Genomic DNA, 20,267 nt, shown 5'->3' with positions numbered 1-20,267 from the left:
TATAAACGATCATCACCGAATAAAATTCTATTAAAACCTGAATGAGCGATATAGACCAAATAGACTTCGAAATAATCGCGGCGTTGAGAAATAATGCACGGATAACCAATAAAGACCTGGCACAAAAAGTGGATTTGGCCCCATCCAGTTGCTTGGAACGCGTACGCTATTTGCGCGCTCGCGGTTACATCCGTGACGCGCACATGGAGGTGAATCTGGCGGCGCTCGGCCTGGGCTTGCAAGCCATGGTGGCAATTCGCTTAGCCCAGCATTCCCGTGTCGGCTTGGAAGCGTTTCAAAGCTATGTTCTGAGTTTCAGTGAGGTATTGCAGGTCTATCACCTAAGTGGCGCGAATGATTTTATGGTACACATCGCGGTTAAAGACGCCGAGACGCTACGCGACTTCGTGCTTGATTCATTCGCGGAACGCCCCGAAGTCGCCCATATTGAGACCGCAATTATTTATCAGGAAGTCAAGAACTGGCAACTGGCTCCCAGCGACAAATAAACACTCTGCGTTAGGCGCACTTTTATCTCACACAAATTTTGTGACATCATCGCTGTTACTAGAACGTCGCTTATGGATTTGCTTATGTTTCGATCAGCCATGGTGCTCTGCATCACTCTTTGCCTAACCGCGTGTGGCAACAACACACCCGGAGTTGCACTTCAGGTTCAATCATCTGCCGACACACCGATCCTGATACGCAATGTATCCGTGTTCTACCCCAGCCAATTGCAATTGATACCCGCTCAGGACGTCTTAATCAAAGACGGTAAAATTCACCAAATCGAAACGACAGACAGCCTCACCGCACCTATCGATGCCAGCATCATTGAAGCGCAGGGGCAAACCTTGCTGCCAGGCCTAATCGACATGCATGCGCATATCAATATCCCGACCGGCCCGCCTTGGGAGTTCGCGTTTCCCGACCCAGAGGCGAATCTTCGCGCCTATCTCTATGCTGGTGTGACCACAGTATTTGATCCAGGTGATTCTTCCGACGACGCTTACGAACGACGCGCAGCCACCGCCGATGGCAGCTTGCTTGGACCACGAATCTACACTGCCGGCCGCATCGTCACCCATCCTCATGGCCATCCACGTACGCGAATTCAGGAGCTGGCCCCGTGGTGGATTCGTTGGTATCTGGAGCCTCGCATTGGGTCGCCGGTGGCCAATGAAAACCAAGCGCAAGCGGTCGTTAACGACCGCGCCGGTGCCGGTGCCGACGCGATCAAAATTGTCATTGATCAAATTCCACTGGATGCCGCCAGCTTAAACACCGAGCTGTCCTCGGCGATTGTCAAACAAGCGACGCAGCGTGGTTTGCGTGCCGTCGCGCACATCGGCACCACCAGCGATGCCATCGCAGCCGCGGACGCTGGTGTCGCCATGTGGATACACGGTGTGTACAAAGAACGCATCCCAGACGAGCTAATCAGTAAACTGGTGGCGTACAACATTCCCATGATCCCAACCAGTGAAGTATTTGATCGCTATGGGCGCACCACCTTAGGTCCCATCACGCCAACCAAGTTGGAACGCGAAACCGTGCCCCAGTCGGTGCTGACATCGTTTTATCCATTGCCGGCTGATTTCGATCCTGGTCCGTTTCGTAGTTGGGGCGAATTGATGGCGTCGACCATCGATGTCAGGCGTGACAATGTTGCACGCCTGCATCAAGCGGGTATGCTCCTCTTCGCTGGCAGCGACGCGCAATCGGGCGTGTTTCCGGGTGCCAGTCTGCATCGAGAATTGAACACCTTGGTTAGCGCAGGCATGTCGCCTGCCGAAGTGATTCGATCCGCCACCTCAGACCCGGCACAATATCTCACTCAAAGCATGTCACCAAAGTTCGGCGTTATGCGCGTCGGAGCACAAGCAGACCTGCTGTTAGTCGACGGTGATCCAACTCAAGACATCCGTCAACTGGCCGAGATTCGTGAAGTCATCATCGGTGGACGACGCATCAAGCGTCAAGCCGTTACCAATCCGACACCTTAGTGTTCGGCTGCTTTGGCGAGTTGCTTTTTGAATAGATCCATAAGCGCTTCAACGTTGTGCAAGTTCGGGTAGTTAGGTCGAACCACAAAAGCGATACGCCGATGCGGGCCCGGCTCGGCCAAACGTTTGGCCACCAGATCCGGATTCGTCGCCACCAACTGCTCCAGGGCCATTTCGGGTATTAAGGTAGTGCCGACCTTGCCAATCACCAGCTGAATCAAGGTACTCAAGCTGGTAGCACTGAGGCTTTGCGCTTTATCACTGCCAATGCGACACGCGCTTAGGGCTTGGTCTTTCAAACAATGACCATCTTTCAGTAACATCAAACCCTTGCTCTCAAGCTCTTTGGCGGTGACCACGTCACTCTTGTGACTGATCATCTCTCTATGACTTATCCAAAACAGGTCTTCTTTCCAGAACTCGAAGGTCAGTAAACCGTCGATTTTGTACGGCAACGCCAGAATAGCCGCATCAAGCTCGCCATCACGCAGCATATCAATCAGCTGAGCAGACTGCTCTTCCACCACGTTGAATTGAAAATCCGGGTACTGCGTGCTCAACGCAGGCAATACCTTAGGCAGGATGTAAGGACAGATGGTCGGGATTATCCCGACCGTCATTGGATGACTTAATACTGCCCCGCGCGACTGGGTCAACGACATGAGGTCATCAACTTGTAATTGGATCGCTTTAGCCTTAGATAAGAATTGTTCACCAATAGGTGTCACCAACACTTTCTTGTTGTCGCGCTCAAAAATTACAAAACCCAAAACGCGTTCCATTTCCGACAAGGCCGTACTCAGGGCAGATTGTGATACTGCACATTCCTCCGCGGCATTGCGAAAGTGCAAATGCTTCTGGATCGCTAGGGCGTATTTGATTTGCTTCAATGAGACCATATTAAAGGTACCTGTTGCTGAACGTATTTATCTGACTGTGATGCCAATATGTGACACTGACAACCAGTTTACGTCTTGTTTAAGGACTTCAGTAATCTATAATATTGAACATGATGATCAAATCAATCAATTTTGTAAATTGTTTATCTTCTCGTATTATTCACTCATCCATTCGGTTTCGAGGTCGTGCAACTGACACACCGGCTGATCTGTAAAGCCGTCTGAGTCAAACGCTTCAGACCCCATTCGATCCGAAAAATTAAATTTAATTGTTAACTTAAAACTGCAGTATTTGGAGAAATCAAAATGGCGTTAATCAATACCAAAATCAAACCGTTTACTACTCAAGCGTTCAAAAACGGTGAGTTTGTCGAAGTAACCGAGAAAGACGTGGAAGGCAAATGGGCCGTATTCTTCTTCTACCCTGCCGACTTCACATTCGTTTGCCCGACTGAACTGGGTGACGTGCAAGACAAATACGCTGAATTGAAAAGCCGTGATGTCGAAGTATATTCAGTATCAACTGACACGCACTTCGTACACAAAGCATGGCACGACGCGTCTGACACGATCGGCAAAATCGAATACACCATGCTGGGTGACCCGAACGGCGTAATTACCAACAACTTCGAAGTAATGCGTCCTGGCGTTGGTCTGGCTGACCGTGCAACTTTCATCGTTGACCCAGACGGCATCATCCAAGCAATGGAAATCACTGCTGAAGGCATTGGCCGTGACGCAGATGACCTGTTGCGCAAAGTAAAAGCGGCCCAATACGTCCGCAACAATCCAGGCGAAGTATGCCCTGCTAAATGGAAAGAAGGTGAAGCCACTCTGGCGCCATCATTAGATTTAGTAGGCAAAATCTAAACGGCAACAGCCGAATTTGCTGGCCGGGCGAGGCGCCCGGCCAGACATGACCGAATTACGAGGAATTGACCATGTTAAACGACGATATTTTAAATGCTCTGAAAACCTACACCGCGAATATGCAGAATAAGGTCACGTTCGTGTTGCAAACTGGTGAGCACTCAAAACGTGCTGAACTGGTTGATTTTCTGAGTCAGATTGCCAATGTTTCCGACAATCTGGCACTGGACGAGCGCGATGCTGGCCTGCGCAGTCCAATCACTTTTGCACTCGAGACTGATGTTAATACCGGCGTCCAGTTCTCAGGCATTCCCAGCGGCCACGAATTTAACTCGCTAATCTTGGCCATCTTGTGGGCTTCAGGCACCGCAATGAAACTAGACGCCAATCTGCAATCCATGATTGGGCGTTTGGATGAGAAAGTGCATTTTGAAGTTTTTATCAGCTTGAGCTGTCACAACTGCCCCGATGTCGTACAGGCACTCAACCAATTTGCTCTACTGAATCCGAACATCACGACAGAGATGATCGACGGTGGATTATTCCAGAACTTGATCGACGAACGTGATATCCAAGGCGTACCCTCGGTGTACCTTGACGGTGAATTGTTTGCGAACGGCAAAGTTGAGGTTGCTGACCTGGTCAACAAACTGATCGAAAAGTTTCCGGCCATGACACAAGCCAGTGACGAGCCACAACTGCCGCTGCAAGACGTGACCGTGATCGGTGGTGGCCCAGCTGGTGTCGCAGCCGCAATTTACAGCGCCCGTAAAGGCTTGGCTGTAACACTGGTTGCTGAACGATTGGGTGGTCAGGTCAAAGACACGATGGGAATTGAGAACCTAATCTCAGTACCCAAAACAACCGGACCAGAGCTCGCTGGTAATATGCAGGCACATCTTGATGACTACGAAATCACCATCAAGGAACACGTGCGAGTTAAATCCATCGACAAAGGCCACGTTAAGACAATTCGACTGTCTTCAGGCGAAGCGATCACCAGTAAATCCGTGATTTTGGCAACTGGCGCACGCTGGAGAGAACTCGGTGTACCCGGAGAGAAAGAGAACATCGGTAACGGCGTTGCTTATTGCCCACACTGTGATGGCCCGTTCTTCAAAGGCAAAGACGTCGCAGTCATTGGCGGTGGCAACTCCGGCATTGAGGCGGCCATCGACCTGGCTGGGATTGTCAAATCAGTCACTGTTTTTGAATTTTTACCGCAACTTAAAGCGGATCAGGTACTGATTGAACAAGCAGAAAAACGTGACAACATCACCATTATTAAGAACGTTGCGACCAAACAAATCAATGCAACCGACGGCAAGGTTAGCTCGATTGAATACATAGATCGCGCGACTGAAGAAGTTAATTCCTTGGACCTCGCTGGTGTGTTCGTGCAAATCGGCTTAGTACCAAACAGTCAGTTTGCAAAAAATTTGGTCGACATGACGCAGTACGGCGAAGTGATTATTGACGAGAAGTGCAATACCTCCGAGCCCGGCATCTTTGCCTGCGGTGATGTGACGACAGTACCGTACAAACAAATCGTGATCGCCATGGGCGAAGGTTCAAAAGCATCGTTGGCCGCCTTTGAATACCTCATGACCTACGAAACGGCGGAAGACATTGCCGCATAAAACGGTCTCTACTTTGTCCGAATAGGGAAACTAAAAAGCGCAGCGAATCAAGGCTGCGCTTTTTTTTGCCTCGGCTTTTTGCGCAGGATGCAAGGATGGTTCTGCGTATCATGAGAAATACACGACGCTGCCGCGGTGACAGACCATGCTGAAATCACTGATACCAACTCTCATGTTACTGCTAACCGACCCGTCCGGCGGCACCAGCAGTGACGAGTTAGAGCAACAGATTCGTATGCGACTTAACCAGGCCAGTGACCTCGCCCCCTTCACGATCATGTTGGAAGCGCCCAGTGGTCACCGTCTTGTACACAGCGTGGGCGAGTATCGCCCAGACACTGAAACAGAATCCGCATCGACGTCCAAACTGGTTACCGCGACCGTGGTGCTATGGTACGCAGAACGCAAGCTGATCAATCTACAAGACACACCACAAACCTACCTGCCCTACTGGCCGAGCAACGGAAACCTTGCTGAGATTACGCTGAGTCAGCTACTCAGCTTTACTTCCGGCTTGAATAATGCGCCAGACTGCATCAACAACCCATTCACCCAATTCGCTGAGTGTGTTGAACAAATACCTGGGCTAAACCCCAGCCCGCGGGAACCCGGCACCCAGTTCTACTACGGTTCTGCGCACATGCAAGTGGCTGGCGCCATGTTGATTACGGCATTAGGTGTCGAGGACTGGCACGCTGTTTTTAATCGTTTTAAATCCGAAACCCAGCTGTTTCAAACTTCACGTTATGCGAAACCATCTACCGCCAACCCGCGCCTGGCCGGCGGCATGATTTGGACGGCTGAAGAATATCTCGCGTTCTTGAAGGCGCTTTCAGGTGGCCAGGTACTTAATCAGAATAGTACGTCGCTACTACTCACTGATCGACTGACGAATGCAGAGATCGTCAATTCCCCGAGCCGCTCGTCGTATCAAGAAGACTGGCACTACGGGTACGGTGTGTGGCTTGAATGCGTGGCACAGACATTCAATTGTCTGGCTCCGTATCGCTACTCCAGTCCCGGCGCATGGGGCGCTTACCCATTTTGGGATACGGAATATAACTATCTAGGCATCCTAGCGCGGGAATCGAAGCTCCCTGGCGCATCCAGAGACAGTGTTTTATTGTTTCGAGACATCGCTAACTTGGTCGCCGAGTGGAGTAGCTTAAATCAAACAGTCACAGCATCTGAATCAGATTAGCCCAACAGTTCCAGTAATTGATTTATCACCAAGAGTAAGGCCAGAACCATTAAACATAAACCAAGCGCTTGGTTTAACCGAAGCATCGCCGATTCAGGCAGTTGTCGCTGTCGCAGTCGCGCCCCCAGCCATGCCCAAACACCAATACCCAGCAAGCAGATCGGGGCATACAAGGCGACAAACAGTGCCAACTTGGATGCTGACCCCGCTAATTCAAACATAACGACACCACTGGCACTCGCACTCCATGCTTTTGGATTCAGCCACTGCAACAACGCCCCGCTTACAAAGCCTTTCGACACCACCTGATGCTTACTCGCTGCGGGCTCAGCAGCATAAATCAGACGCCCTAAGTACACCAAATACGAAGCGCCGACTAGGGATAAGATGAACCGCACAACGGGCGAGTCACCGGTTAAGCCATACAACCCAAGCCCAACCACGATCAAGAGCAAGGTAAACCCCAGCGTCGCACCCAAGACGAACGGTACTGCGGAGAGTAGCCCAGTTCGTGTGCCGGTACTCAATGCGATCAAATTCACTGGACCCGGTGACACCGACATCAGCAAGGCGAACAACGACATTGACAAAATACTGGCAAACATGGACAAGCACCACGAACAATTCAGGTTTTCTCAGTATATGGTGCCGCTATTAGCAATACTATTCAGTACAATTTGGTTTTACTGTTCCAATTATTTGACTAATGATAGACGATTTACGTGCCATGGCAATCTTCGCCACCACGGTTCAACATGGCACCTTTCGTGCTGCAGCTAAGCAACTGAACCTATCGCCCTCTGTGGTGAGTTACACCATTACTGCCTTAGAAAAAAGGCTACAGACCACCTTACTGTACCGATCAACTCGAAAACTCTCCTTAACCGCCGAGGGGGAATCCTTGTATCGCCACGCAGTAATTATGCTCGACGCAGCCAGTCGAGGTCTGAACGCCATAAACCAATCTCAGCATGAGTTACGTGGCCGCCTCTCCATTTCGATCACGTCAGCATTGTTGGAGTCTGCATTGAACGAGGCCTTATCGGCTTTTCTGGTACAGCATCCCAGCGTATACTTGAACCTTGAGTATTCAGATCAACAAACCGACCTGATCGGTCGTGGTGTAGATCTGGCGATTCGCGCTGGTCAACTTGAAGACAGCAGCCTGAAGTCACGCCGACTTGGGCAGATACCACGCACACTGGTTTGCAGCAAAGCATATTTTGACAATCAAGCAGCGCCGACATCGCCGCACGATCTGGCACAGTGGGACTGGGTACAACTTGGCATGATGCCATTGGAACGCACTCTGACCAGTCCTGAGGGGGAGACTCAAGCAATTCGCGGCCGAAGCCGGCTCACCGTCAATAGTGTGGTCGCGATGACGCAATATTGCGTTGCGGGTATGGGCCTATGTACGCCACCAGCACAGATGGTGACCAACGCAATAGAACAGGGTATTCTGATCGAGGTGTTACCAGGCTGGCAAGTGACCCCAATTCCCTATTATGCCCTGTGGCCAAACACCACTGTGGACAATGAAATCCGCACACGACTGCTCTCATTTTTGCACCAGCGCGGAATCGTCAACTAGTTGTCAACTTGGACTCACGGTATACTGGCCACTCGTTTGGGAACACATCGACTCAACCAAACCGCTGTTCGACAGCATGGAGGCTCTTCAATGACTTTTTTAATTTATCTCGGCAGCATCGTTGGTGCATTACTTGTTATGTTCGGCGTTTACTCGGTTATTCGTCGCTATGCCGCTGTGTACCTGATTGTGATTTCAATCGGCGCTGGCGTGGTGGCAGGTAAGGTCATTATTGCCAAAAGCCTGGGACCGTTTTATTCCGTGTTGTTTATTGCGGCCTGCGGTGTCATCGCCGGCATCATTGCGATACCGGCACTATTGATCTCGGACATCGAAGATCTGGAAGAGAAGTTCACTAAGCAATTTCCAGAATCTGCCGACGCAGAGTAAGTTCACTTATTGATCAAATACCACACGCTCGATCACACCTTCACGGCGCGGGTCCACACCGCCGTGAAGGGCGCCGTTCTGATCCTTTAACACCACAGACAGTCCGGAGTTCTCACCTTCACTTTCGGCAACGGTCAGCCCCATAGCACGCAATCCATCCACCAACTCGGCGCTGGCACGCTCTCGCTCAATACGTACTTTGTTACCGCGTGCGACCATGTTTGGAAGATCAACCGCCTGTTGCGGCGTCAAACCCCAGCCCAACACACCAACCAAGGTCTTGGCAGTGTATGCAATAATGGAATTACCGCCTGGCGAGCCGGTGGCCATAACAAACTCATCCGCTTGATTTAACACAATGGTCGGCGACATCGAGGAACGAGGTCGCTTACCTGGCTGCACACGATTGGCTATTGGCTGGCCTTGCTCATCACGCGGCTGGAAGGAAAAATCAGTGAGTTGATTATTCAAAAACATGCCGCCGGCCATGCGCGCAGATCCAAAAATACTTTCCACACTAGCAGTCATGGACACCACGTTACCATCCCCATCGACCACCACAAAGTGCGTGGTGCCCGCCATATCTTCGGTGGCGTCTTTGCCATAATAGCTCGCCGCCCGCGACTCATATACCCATGGATCACCAGGCTCAACCACCGGCAAGCCTTTCCCAGCTTTGAGTTGCGCGGCACGAGATGCTAAGTAGTCCGAATCCAGCATACCCAGAACCGGCACCGACACATATTCGGTGTCTGCAACGTACTGGTCACGATCGGCGTAGGCAAGTCGCTGCGCATCGGCGAACAATTGCCAGTTCACTGCGGACTCTGGGCCGCCTGGTCGAAATGCTGGGCCCGACTCGAGAATGCCTGCGATCATACCAACCGCCAACCACGACGATGCTGGCGGAGGACCGCAAAGTTTATACCCACGATACCCTGCGCAAACCACATCGCGCTTCACCGCCTTATACGCAGCCATATCCGTCATACTCAAACTGCCAGCCCGTGGACTCATGCTCGTTTGAGCCACAATCTGTTGCGCGATCTCACCACGATAAAAATCGGCCGGATCTTGGGCTAATCGACGTAAGGTCTGGGCGTAATCCGGATTCAAAAGGATGCTGCCAACCACACGCGGCTGACCATTTTTATCATAAAAGTAATGGTATGCGTCGGTTGGCCCTTCTGACGCCTGCTTGGGCAAATACTTTCCAAACCGTTCAATCAAACTGTGCAACCTGGGTGAGATAGCAAAGCCATTTTCTGCGAGCGCAATCGCGTTGTTAAACTGACTACCCCAGGGTAAGACACCATGATCTGCGTGCGCCAACGTGAGTAATGACACCATACCCGGCACACCGGTCGATAATCCGCTGTGCTTGGCATTCAAAAACCCGATCGATTCGCCGGACTCAGTCAAAAACTGAGTATCAATGGCACCCGCTGGCGCGGTTTCACGCCCGTCGTACACCGTCAATTGCTTGCTTTTGGCGTCGTAGTAGACCATGAAGCCACCGCCGCCTAAACCCGAACTCTGCGGCTCAACCAAGCTCAACACAGCCTGAATAGCAATCGCCGCATCCACTGCCGAACCACCAGCATTCAACACATCTGCACCGGCTTGTGTGGCGTGCGGATTGGCGGTCACCACCATGCCTTCCCGTGGTCGTTCGGATAGGGACAATGGTTGCGACACCGGCGCCTGTGTGACCGACGTTGTACACGCCGACATCAACAGTACGCTGGCAAGGGAAATCAATAGGCGCATGGCTCTCTCTTTGGGTATTTGCAATTCGGTTATTGTACTCGTTTCGGTCCGCTTGTGTGACGCCTCAGCGCATTTACACATCCAACAACGACCGCCTGAGTTAAACTGCATACATGAGTAAGGACAAACCGAAATCAAAGGCAATTCCCAAATCACGCTTCGGCCGTTTTAGTCGTGTGGCTCGTATGGCTGGCGGCGTTGCAGCCGGCATGCTAAGTGAAGGCGCACGCCAACTTAGTCAGGGAAATCGTCCTAAAATGAGCCAAATGTTGTTGACGCCATCGAATGCCAAACGCGTAGCGAAACAATTATCAACCATGCGTGGCGCAGCCATGAAGGTTGGTCAGCTACTTTCAATGGAAACCAGCGAGTATCTACCTAAAGAGCTGTCGGACATTTTGGCTCAGTTACGCGATAAAGCCTTCACCATGCCGCGGTCTCAACTTGAAGCACAACTTCACACGGCCTACGGCGAACAGTGGCAACAGCGCTTTGCAGATTTTGATTATGAACCGCTGGCCGCCGCTTCAATCGGTCAGGTACACCGCGCCACGACCTTGAATGGTGAGGAAATTGCATTAAAGATCCAGTATCCAGGCGTGGCTGAGAGCATCGACAGCGATGTCGATAATATTGCTGCGCTGCTGCGTGTCACCAATTTGCTGCCCAAGCACATGGATATCGCGCCTTTGCTCAAGGATGCCAAAGCACAACTGCACGAAGAAGCCGACTACCGACTCGAGGCCGATCATCTACAGAGTTTCTACACCCTGTTTGGCACGCATAACGACTACCTGGTTCCCAAGCTGTATACCGAACTGAGTACTGCAAACGTGCTGGCCATGGAATACATCGACTCCGCACCGATTGAGGCACTCACGGACCTCGACCCGTCCGACTTGGACCTCATGGTGCAAAAGCTGTTTGCTCTGACCTTTGACGAAGCTTTTGAATTGCGCATGATGCAGACCGATGCCAATTTCGCCAACTATCGTTACCAATCCAGCAGCAGGAAGATCGTGCTGCTGGACTTCGGTGCCACGCGCCACTTCAGCAAGCAATTTTCGAGTAACTATAAGCGATTACTTCGGGCGGTGTTAGCCGACAATCCGACACAAATTATCGCAGCCGCAGATCGCCTCGGCTATCAGGCCAGCACGGCCAGTGATCAGTATCAGCGTTTTCTAGTTGAGGTTTTTCGGGTTGCGCTTGAGCCTCTGGCCTATGACGGCGTGTACGACTTTACCACCGCCCGCTTGTCTGATCGGTTATCAGAAATGACGGAAGCCGTGTACGGATTTAAAGAGTTCTGGCAGACTCCGCCGACCGACATCTTGTACTTACACCGTAAGCTCGGTGGCGTGTTTATGCTGGCTACCCGGCTAGGTGCTAGAGTCAACGTGAATGCTCTGATCACGCCGCATCTAAAACGTCTCAGGTAAGTGCTGTCGGCTACCGTAGTAGCCACTTGCCGAGCGTGCGGACCATAGCCATGTTGTGCAGCAGTACACAATCATTAATTTTGTCACATTGTCAGCCACCGTCACGCGTGCTATACCTCACAATGAAAGACACAGACACGCATGTCGCGCCTGCGCACTGAATTCCGATGACCAAGCCCGCCAATACATCAACCATACTGCACCGCCTAGCCAAGAGTTGGCTGGGGCACACGTTGGTGGTGACTCAGACAACTCGCACCTGGCTTCTGGTCTTCAGCCTGTGTCTGGTATTTGTAGGACCGACAAATGCCAAACCTAAGCCCGAGTTTCTGATTGTTGGAACTGGCGGTTTATCTGGCATTTATTACCCTGCTGGCAGCGCCATCTGCCGCATCGTCAATCGCTATCGCAAACAACAAGGTATTCGCTGTTCGGTTGAGAGCACACGAGGCTCCGTCGCGAACTTAAACACCTTGGGCAGCGGCGACATTGATCTCGCCATCGCGCAATCGGACACTCAGTTTCATGCCTATAACGGCACTGACGTGTTTGCCGACATGCCAGCGAATCGTCATCTTCGCACCCTGTTCAATCTGCATGTTGAACCATTTACGGTGGTGGTTTCAGAACGCTCTGGCATCCAAACCTTTGATGATCTTAAAGGCAAACGCGTTAGCATCGGAAGGCCCGGCTCCGGCCAACGGCAAACTATGCAGGCGTTAATGACGGCCAAAGGTTGGCAGATGGAGGATTTTGACGAAGTTCATGAATTGACTGCTATCCATCATGCTCGGGCACTGTGTGATGACGCGATTGACGCCTTCGTGTATACAGTTGGTCATCCTGCTGGTTCGATCACTGAAGCTGCCGATAGCTGCAAGATCAAACTGATTTCCGTGTCACAAGAGGCGGTTAATTCACTGGTCGCACAGCACAGTTACTACCAGCGAATGCGGATCGCAAGTGGAATTTATCGCGGCGTAAATCGCGACACGGACACACTCGGTGTCCGTGCGGCCTTAATCGCGTCGACCGCGACCTCGGAGGACACGATCTACCATATCGTGAAAGATGTGTTCGAAAACCTCGACTCGATGCAGAAGATGCATCCGGCATTCGAGGCACTGGTGAAACAAGAAATGGTGCCGCGTAATCCGCAGATCCCACTGCATGAGGGCGCTATACGTTATTTTCGCGAAGCGGGTCTACTAAAAAGCGACACCAGCGCCAACCAAGTCAGCTTACAAACACCCTGAAGCACAATCTGCGTCGGCAAACGTGAGTTCGGCCTGACCTGATGTCCACGACAATTCGGTCAACAACGCCGCATACTCACGCAATTCATACGCGGCTTCCTGTGCCTCATCAACGTCGACGTCTTGCAGCAAACGGCTCACCATCTCGTGACTGACCAAAAAGTTTTTTTGCCAAGTCGCTGGCGCTCTTTTTACATAAGGTTGCTCTGCCAACCGCCACGCGTCGAGAAAATCGCGCCGGTATGCCTGGCGCGAGTCGCCTCTGGTACGCAGCAACCCAATAAAACGCTCATAATTTCGTTGCGCCGCTTCTATTTCGAGCGGCAGATAGCTTTCGCGCGCGCTCAAAAATTCACGAGCCGACTTCCACTGTGCGCGACTGCGAGATAAACCCAGCTCATTAAACGCTCTGCGAGTCATTTTGAGTATTTTATCGTTCCGGTCATCTGGACTACTCGCTTGCAAATTTTCAAGGCGTTTTTCATACATCTGCTCGACGTTTGTAATGGTTGAGTCCCGTTGTTCCTGTGTCATGTCATACGTCAGATCGGCAATCAAATGGATTAAGTCGGGCTTGTCTGACAGAGCGACAGGCGACTCGAGAAATAAAGTCAGAGTACGCCATGCATCCGCACTAATACGCTGTTCTTGTTCAATTTCACTCGCTAGTAACTCCAAGTGCTGCACCAGTAAAGGCAATCGTTCACCACGAATTCGACTCGCGATGCGATAAGCGATTTGGTCGATATGCCGCTCTTGTGCTGGCGTAAAATCGGCGTAATCCTTGATCTCTGTAGCCACTTTTTGCTCTAAGTTACTGATCGTGCGCTTAATTAGAAACTCGGCCACGCCACAGCCAGTAAGCACCAACACCAAGCCGGCAACAAAACAAACTCGATACGTATTCATAGGGCGATCCTAGCACTGCAGTGTGACGACGCATTGAAGTTTGATCAACTCGTAATCTCCATTTTGAGAGCAAAATTGTTGTGGATTGCTGCTCGCGTTATCATGCTCGCTATGACGCTACCAACGAGGACCCACCATCTTCATGCTTAACGACCTGATAACCTTTATCAATGATGTCCTCTGGGGCCAGTGGCAGGTACTGATTGTTTTGCTGGTACTTGCTGGCCTCTGGTTCACCGTTCGACTCGGTGCCGTGCAGTTTCGCCATTTCGGCCATATGTTCACCCTAATTCGCGGCAGCACGCAGGACGATCAAAACGGGATCAGTTCGTTTCAGGCGTTGTGCACCAGTCTGTCGGCGCGCGTCGGCACTGGGAATTTGGCCGGTGTGGCCATGGCTATTTCCGTCGGTGGACCCGGTGCCGTATTCTGGATGTGGATAATAGCGCTACTGGGTATGGCGACCGGGTTTGCTGAGAGTGTGTTGGCCCAGGTCTATAAGGTGCGCGATAGCCACAAAGAGTTTCGAGGCGGTCCAGCCTACTACATTCAAATGGGACTCGGTTCTCGCTGGCTCGCGATCCTGTTTTCCGTTTGCTTATTTCTCGGTTACGGACTGTTCTTCAGCGCGATGCAGGCCAACACTATTACTGATGCATTAAACAATGCGTACACCATCAAAACTCACTACTCTGGCTTGATTATCACCGTCGCCGCCGGTCTGATTGTCATTGGCGGCCTGCGTAAGATCGCTCGGTTCGCTGAGTTAGTGGTACCCGTGATGGGTGTGCTCTATGTCATCACCGCATTAGCGATTACCATCATGAACTATCAACTGGTGCCTGACATGCTGATGCAGATCGTGCAATCGGCGTTTGGATTGCAGGAAGCCGGTGCCGGGGCATTAGGTGCCGCGATCAAAGCGGGCATCCAGCGTGGCTTGTATTCAAATGAAGCAGGGTCCGGTAGCGCACCACACGCTGCAGCCGGTGCGTCGCCAAGACCCAACCATCCAGCGACCCAGGGGTATATCCAAATGCTCGGTGTCTTCTTCGATACGCTAGTACTCTGCACATGCACCGCCTTAATCATCCTGCTCGCCGGCACCAGCGGCAGCGGCGAAATGACCGGCATCCGACTTACCCAAGATGCCATGACACACCATATTGGCGGCTTTGGACTCCACTTCGTCTCGATTGCAATCAGCCTATTTGCGTTTACCTCGGTGGTCGCAAATTACGCCTATGCCCAAAGCAATTTGCGCATCTTTAATCTCGATACTAAAGCTGGGAATATTGGCTACACAATCGCATATTTAACTATGGTGTTCTGGGGATCGAACGCGAGCCTAAAAGAAGTCTGGGGCGCAGCGGATATGGCACTTGGATTAATGACCGTGGTGAATGTGACCGCGCTGATTTTGTTAACACCAACGATCACAGCCGTTAGCAAAGATTATTTCCGCCAGCGACAAGCCGGCAAAACACCCAGCTTTAGTAAAGACAATTGCCCAGTTCAAGGTAATGTTGAACCGGGCATCTGGTAAGAAAGATCCGCTAAACCACCGTCAATACGCCAATCACGCTGGCCGTCATGCACGTCGCCAGCGTGCCGCTAACGATACTTAGAAGTCCCATCTGCGTGATTTCCTTACGACGTTCCGGGGCCATGGCCGACAAACCACCAATCAGAATCCCGAGACTGCCAAAGTTGGCAAATCCACACAGCGCGTAAGTAATAATCAAATCACTGCGTGGACTTAAGGTGTCTGCTGGCAACTGACTTTGCTGAATAAACGCTAAGAACTCGTTGAAAACCGTCTTTACGCCCATCAAAGTGCCAGCGGAAGTTGCTTCCTCCCAAGGTATGCCCATCAACCAACACAACGGTGCCATAATCCAGCCTAAAATACGCTCTAGCGACAAAGCCGTGCCACCGACGTTGGGCAGCAAATCAAGGATCGAATTGGTCAGTGTCACCAACGCGATAAAGGTAATAATTAAGGCCAGAATACCCAACATCATTTGCATGGCGCTGACGGCACCTTGCGTAATAGCATCCATAGGTCCAGAATAATCAAACGCCACTTCCGCATCCGACGATGTGGGCTCACCATCCTGCGGAATCATGGTCAGAGAAATCATGACCGCAGCGGGCACACTCATAATTGAGGCGGTCAAAATATGACCGACCGCATCCGAAATCACCTGATTCAAAAACGTTGAGTACAGCACCAACACCGTACCTGCCACCGTTGACATACCAAGAGTCATCACCATAAATAACTCAGAACGAGAGAGCTGCTTGATACTATTACGGATGAATAAAGGCGCTTCGACCATGCCGATAAAGATATTTGCACCACCTGAAAGCGCTACTGCGCCACCTATATTAAGCGTGCGCGAAAAGATTTTGGCCAACCCCTCAATAATCCAAGGCAGCACGCGCCAATGTGACAACAACGCGGTCAATGCCCCAAGAACAATAATGAGCGGAAATGCCTGAAAGGCAAGAATGTAACTCGAACCGGGTTGCAACTCCTCAAATGGCAACGCAGCACCACCTAGATAACCGAACACAAACGAGGTTCCTGCCGTGGTGGCAGCCTGCAATGCCAACACCGCCTTATTCATAACGCCAAACATCGTTTGAAATAGAGGCACTTTCAGAAAAATCAGGGCCAGAGCCATTTGCAAACCAACCGCCGCCAGCCACAAACGCATATTCAGCCGCTTCTTGCCACGGCAGAAAAGCAATGCAATCAGCGGAAAGCCAATCAGCCCTAGCGCACTCTGAAGATTGGGAAGATAATCCATATCGGAACGAGGATTTTGTTATATAAGCCGCAACTTTACTGTGCTTTGGCTGACCTAACAAGAAATAAGCAAAATTAGGGGAAACGGAATGCTAATTATTACGTCAGGTTATTAGACTCGCTGTAACTTTTCTGCAACACTTCCGCTGTATAAAAACAACAATTAACGCCCACGTTAAATTTAGTTCACACGCTCAGTAGTTTTGAGCGTATTCACGTCAACGCAACCGGACAAATAACCGTCCAGAGGTCGCTTATCATGTCGCAAAGATTTGCTTCCGGCTTATCTAAAGCCTTAACCATAGTTGTGCTCGGCTTATTTTCAGCCGCCGCGCTCGCGCAGAGTACAACATCCTCGATCCGAGGCAAGCTGTTGGATACCGATGGGAATCCAGTCAGCAACGCTGAAATCGTTGTAACTGACCAGAGAACAGGAGCCACTCGTCGCGTTAGCTCTAACAATTCTGGTACTTTCTTCGCTTCCAACTTAGTTGTTGGTGGCCCATTCCTTGTTACCATCAACGGCCAAAAATCAGTGGCTGTAGAAAACATTTCTCTTGGTGACATCTATCAACTGAATATCGACGACCTTCCTGTTGCTGGTGCTGATGCGCCGATGGAAGAAGTCGTGGTTACCGGTCAAGCACTGGGTCTGGAAGACGTTGCCTCTGGCCCGTCAGCCGTATTCTCGCTATATGACTTGGAAACTGCAGTTGCATTCGAGCGTGACATCAAAGATGTATTCAGCAACGACCCGCGAATCAACCTAGACGATTCAAGCCGAGGTTCAGGTGTTAACTGCGCGGGCAAAAACCCACGCTTTAACGGTATCTCGATCGACGGTGTGTCACAAAATGACCGTTTTGGTTTGAACAACAATGGTTACGCGACCGCAAACGGTCAGCCGTTTCCATTCGACGCAATCTCTCAGGTTTCTGTTGAACTGGCACCATTTGACGTCACCTACGGTGGTTTCTCGGCGTGTGCGATCAATGCGGTAACCAAGTCCGGCAGCAACGAATGGTTCGGCAACGTATTCTATGAATACTCGGGCGACAGCCTGCGTGGCGATCGAATCGACGTTGACGGTGAGCAAATCAAAGTTGGTGGCGATAACGATTTTACCGAAGAAACCTATGGTTTCACTTTGGGCGGCTCACTAATCGAGGACAAACTCTTCTTTTTCATGGCATATGAACAAGAAGAGTCACCGCGCTTTATCTCTCAAGGCTATAACGGCGGTACAGGCACACAACGCGACTGGTTGAGTGAAGCGGACTACAACCGCATTCGCAACATCGCGCAAAACATCTACGGCTACGACCCAGGTGGTCAACCAGGCGATGGTGTAAACGATGTCGAGAAACTGTTGGCTCGTGTGGACTGGGACATTAATGACCAACACCGCGCGTCATTGATTTACAACCAATTTGAAGGTTTTGAGGATCGTGCGTCTGACGGCGACCCATTCGAATTTGAGTTTTCAAATCACTACTACCAAAAAGGCAGCGATCTGAGCACAACCGTACTGAAACTGAACTCTCAGTGGACGGATGCGTTCTCAACTGAGCTGTTCATCGGTCGAAATGAGCTGGAAGATTCACAAGTTACTGTTGGTAACCGTGAATTTGCTGATTTTCAAATCAGCATTGATCGCGATGTGGTTTACCTAGGTGCGGACGACTCTCGTCAATCTAACGCATTGAACTACAACTCAGATTTGATCAAGTTGAACATGCAGTACCTGGTTGGTGATCACGTGATCACAGCTGGCTACGAGCGTGATGAGTTAGAAGTTTTCAACCTATTCGTGCAACACTCTCGCGGTGGTGAATACGACTTCTTTGATGACTCATTTGATGGTGGTCTGAGTGGTATTGATAAGTTCGAACTTGGTCTGCCAGACCGAATCTACTACGGTAGTGCCGGTGGCACCAACGACCCGAATGACGCGGCTGCGAACTTCACAACAACGAAGCAATCTTTGTATGTTCAGGACGAGTATTTCTTTGCAGATCTTGACCTGACCGTAGTTGGTGGCTTGCGTTACGAAAAGTTCAGTATCGATGATCGTCCAGTCTTCAACCCAGCGTTCACAGCGCTGAATGGCATTCCCAACAACGCCAACATTGATGGTGTTGATTTGTTGATGCCTCGATTGGGTTTCACTTGGAACATCACTGACGACACAACTCTGCGTGGTGGTATCGGTGTCTTCGCAGGCGGTAATCCAAATGTTTGGATCTCCAACTCTTACAGCAACGACGGCATCACTAACGTTCAGTTGCGTCAATCGTTTGAAGATTCCATCTTTGATTTGCCACTGAGCGGTCAAGGCCGCCCAGGTTTCGACGTACCACAAGCACTGGTTGACGGCGTGGCGAGCACAACTGCCGACTCTGCGGCGACCAGCGGCCTGGCATTGGTTGATCCTAACTACGAGCAACCCAATGAACTTAAACTGGCTTTAGGCGCGACGTTCCAATTGAAAGGCGACCTAACCGCTGATTTGGATTTGTTGTACTCAAAACAACGTGACTCAGCAGTTTACGTTGATCTAGCACAAAGCGTTGTTGGTCAGACTGCATTCGGTGCGCCGATCTATGCAACAACCAACCGTGGTGCTGACAACTACATGCTGACTAACTCGAAAAATGACGCCGACTCATACACATTGTCTGTGGCTTTGCGTCAAGCTTTCGAGAACGGTGCTGAGCTGAGTTTAGGCTATGCCTACAGTAACGCAGAAGACGTTGCCGGTATGAACTCGTCAGTGGCTGGATCTAACTTTGATCTGGTAGCGACTAACAACCCAAACAACGTTGAAGCCGGTACGTCTGAATACAGTGTTGAGCATCGTTTAACCATGAAATTGACTCATGAGTTCAACCTGGTCAGCGACTTGAACACGCGTGTTGCACTCTACGGTGTATTGAAAGATGGTCAAGGCACCAGCTACACCATGAGCAACGAAGGCTTGGAAGACAACACTTTCGGCAGCCGTCAATTATTGTACGTGCCACGCACTAACGACACTGCGGTTCTGTATGGCGAAAGCTTTGATCGTGCCTCTTTCGATGCGTTTATCGCTTCTGAAGGTCTGGCTCGCGGTCAATTTGTTGGCCGAAACGAAGCTGGATCAGACGCCAGTGCACGTATCGACCTTCGTATTGATCAAGATTTGCCAAGCATTGCTGGCTTTAAACCAAGCTTGTATTTCAAGGTGAACAACCTGTTGAACATGCTGAACAAAAGCTGGGGCGCACAATACGACGCACGTTTCGTTAATGCGCAAGCGGTTGAGAGCAGCGTGAACGACCAAGGTCAATTGGTTTATGAACGTTTCCTTGATCCAAGCACCACTGTGCTGATTCCTGACTTCTCAGTCTGGGAAGCACGTGTTGGTATCGAAGTTAAATTCTAATACCACGCGAAAAGCATAAAAAAGGGTCAGCAACGCTGGCCCTTTTTT

The 20,267-nt window shown here is 50.8% G+C and carries 16 protein-coding genes; 11 read left to right on the top strand and 5 right to left on the bottom strand.

Annotation, left to right across the window (positions count from 1 at the left end):
• Positions 1 to 41 precede the first annotated feature (41 nt).
• A complete protein-coding gene (locus tag IE055_RS10390) occupies positions 42 to 509 on the top strand; it encodes an Lrp/AsnC family transcriptional regulator (protein WP_189400565.1) in 468 nt (155 codons plus the stop codon).
• An 84-nt stretch (positions 510 to 593) separates the two neighbouring features.
• Complete coding sequence (locus IE055_RS10385) at positions 594 to 2,009, top strand: amidohydrolase family protein (RefSeq protein WP_189400562.1); 1,416 nt, start codon at positions 594 to 596, stop codon at positions 2,007 to 2,009.
• Here IE055_RS10385 and IE055_RS10380 read toward each other — a convergent pair.
• Entirely contained in the window at positions 2,006 to 2,908 is a 903-nt protein-coding gene (locus IE055_RS10380) for a hydrogen peroxide-inducible genes activator (RefSeq protein ID WP_189400561.1), read from the bottom strand. The genes IE055_RS10385 and IE055_RS10380 overlap by 4 nt on opposite strands.
• Positions 2,909 to 3,214: 306 nt before the next feature.
• Here IE055_RS10380 and ahpC point away from each other — a divergent pair, with 306 nt between their 5' ends.
• The 3 genes from ahpC (at position 3,215) to IE055_RS10365 (ending at position 6,619) form a co-directional block, all read left to right on the top strand.
• Positions 3,215 to 3,778 carry an alkyl hydroperoxide reductase subunit C gene (gene ahpC / locus IE055_RS10375; protein WP_189400558.1) on the top strand — a complete coding sequence of 188 codons (564 nt, stop codon included), beginning with the start codon at positions 3,215 to 3,217 and terminating at the stop codon, positions 3,776 to 3,778.
• A 71-nt stretch (positions 3,779 to 3,849) separates the two neighbouring features.
• Entirely contained in the window at positions 3,850 to 5,418 is a 1,569-nt protein-coding gene (ahpF, locus tag IE055_RS10370) for an alkyl hydroperoxide reductase subunit F (RefSeq protein ID WP_189400556.1), read from the top strand.
• 145 nt (positions 5,419 to 5,563) lie between these two features.
• The gene (locus IE055_RS10365; protein WP_189400555.1) at positions 5,564 to 6,619 is read left to right on the top strand and encodes a serine hydrolase domain-containing protein; all 1,056 of its coding nucleotides are present in this window, start codon (positions 5,564 to 5,566) and stop codon (positions 6,617 to 6,619) included.
• Here the strand turns inward: IE055_RS10365 and IE055_RS10360 are convergent.
• Positions 6,616 to 7,224 (bottom strand): LysE family translocator, encoded by a 609-nt coding sequence (locus tag IE055_RS10360; RefSeq protein ID WP_189400553.1) that lies wholly within the window; start codon positions 7,222 to 7,224, stop codon positions 6,616 to 6,618. The two genes, IE055_RS10365 and IE055_RS10360, sit on opposite strands and share 4 nt — an antisense overlap.
• A gap of 101 nt (positions 7,225 to 7,325) precedes the next feature.
• Here IE055_RS10360 and IE055_RS10355 point away from each other — a divergent pair, with 101 nt between their 5' ends.
• Both IE055_RS10355 and IE055_RS10350 read left to right on the top strand, forming a co-directional pair.
• Positions 7,326 to 8,213: a LysR family transcriptional regulator gene (locus tag IE055_RS10355; RefSeq protein ID WP_189400552.1), complete on the top strand. Its 888-nt coding sequence runs from the start codon at positions 7,326 to 7,328 to the stop codon at positions 8,211 to 8,213.
• Between the two features lie 90 nt (positions 8,214 to 8,303).
• A complete protein-coding gene (locus IE055_RS10350; RefSeq protein WP_189400550.1) occupies positions 8,304 to 8,603 on the top strand; it encodes a hypothetical protein in 300 nt (99 codons plus the stop codon).
• Between the two features lie 6 nt (positions 8,604 to 8,609).
• Here IE055_RS10350 and IE055_RS10345 read toward each other — a convergent pair whose 3' ends face one another.
• Complete coding sequence (locus IE055_RS10345) at positions 8,610 to 10,373, bottom strand: gamma-glutamyltransferase family protein (protein ID WP_229794243.1); 1,764 nt, start codon at positions 10,371 to 10,373, stop codon at positions 8,610 to 8,612.
• A 113-nt stretch (positions 10,374 to 10,486) separates the two neighbouring features.
• On the opposite strand from IE055_RS10345, the gene IE055_RS10340 reads away from it, so the two are divergent.
• Positions 10,487 to 11,815: an ABC1 kinase family protein gene (locus IE055_RS10340; RefSeq protein ID WP_189400548.1), complete on the top strand. Its 1,329-nt coding sequence runs from the start codon at positions 10,487 to 10,489 to the stop codon at positions 11,813 to 11,815.
• Between the two features lie 167 nt (positions 11,816 to 11,982).
• Positions 11,983 to 13,071: a TAXI family TRAP transporter solute-binding subunit gene (locus IE055_RS10335; protein ID WP_189400546.1), complete on the top strand. Its 1,089-nt coding sequence runs from the start codon at positions 11,983 to 11,985 to the stop codon at positions 13,069 to 13,071.
• Here the strand turns inward: IE055_RS10335 and IE055_RS10330 are convergent.
• Positions 13,057 to 13,980 carry a hypothetical protein gene (locus tag IE055_RS10330; protein WP_189400543.1) on the bottom strand — a complete coding sequence of 308 codons (924 nt, stop codon included), beginning with the start codon at positions 13,978 to 13,980 and terminating at the stop codon, positions 13,057 to 13,059. The two genes, IE055_RS10335 and IE055_RS10330, sit on opposite strands and share 15 nt — an antisense overlap.
• Before the next feature lie 142 nt (positions 13,981 to 14,122).
• On the opposite strand from IE055_RS10330, the gene IE055_RS10325 reads away from it, so the two are divergent.
• The gene (locus IE055_RS10325) at positions 14,123 to 15,526 is read left to right on the top strand and encodes an alanine/glycine:cation symporter family protein (protein ID WP_189400541.1); all 1,404 of its coding nucleotides are present in this window, start codon (positions 14,123 to 14,125) and stop codon (positions 15,524 to 15,526) included.
• Between the two features lie 10 nt (positions 15,527 to 15,536).
• Here IE055_RS10325 and IE055_RS10320 read toward each other — a convergent pair whose 3' ends face one another.
• Positions 15,537 to 16,796 (bottom strand): NupC/NupG family nucleoside CNT transporter, encoded by a 1,260-nt coding sequence (locus IE055_RS10320; RefSeq protein WP_189400539.1) that lies wholly within the window; start codon positions 16,794 to 16,796, stop codon positions 15,537 to 15,539.
• A gap of 258 nt (positions 16,797 to 17,054) precedes the next feature.
• Between IE055_RS10320 and IE055_RS10315 the strand changes: the two genes are divergently transcribed.
• A complete protein-coding gene (locus IE055_RS10315) occupies positions 17,055 to 20,219 on the top strand; it encodes a TonB-dependent receptor (protein WP_189400537.1) in 3,165 nt (1,054 codons plus the stop codon).
• Positions 20,220 to 20,267: the final 48 nt, after the last annotated feature.

The sequence above is a fragment of the Arenicella chitinivorans genome, assembly GCF_014651515.1.
In the GTDB taxonomy this organism is placed as follows: Bacteria; Pseudomonadota; Gammaproteobacteria; order Arenicellales; family Arenicellaceae; genus Arenicella; species Arenicella chitinivorans.
This window is presented reverse-complemented; position numbering and strand designations above follow the sequence as displayed.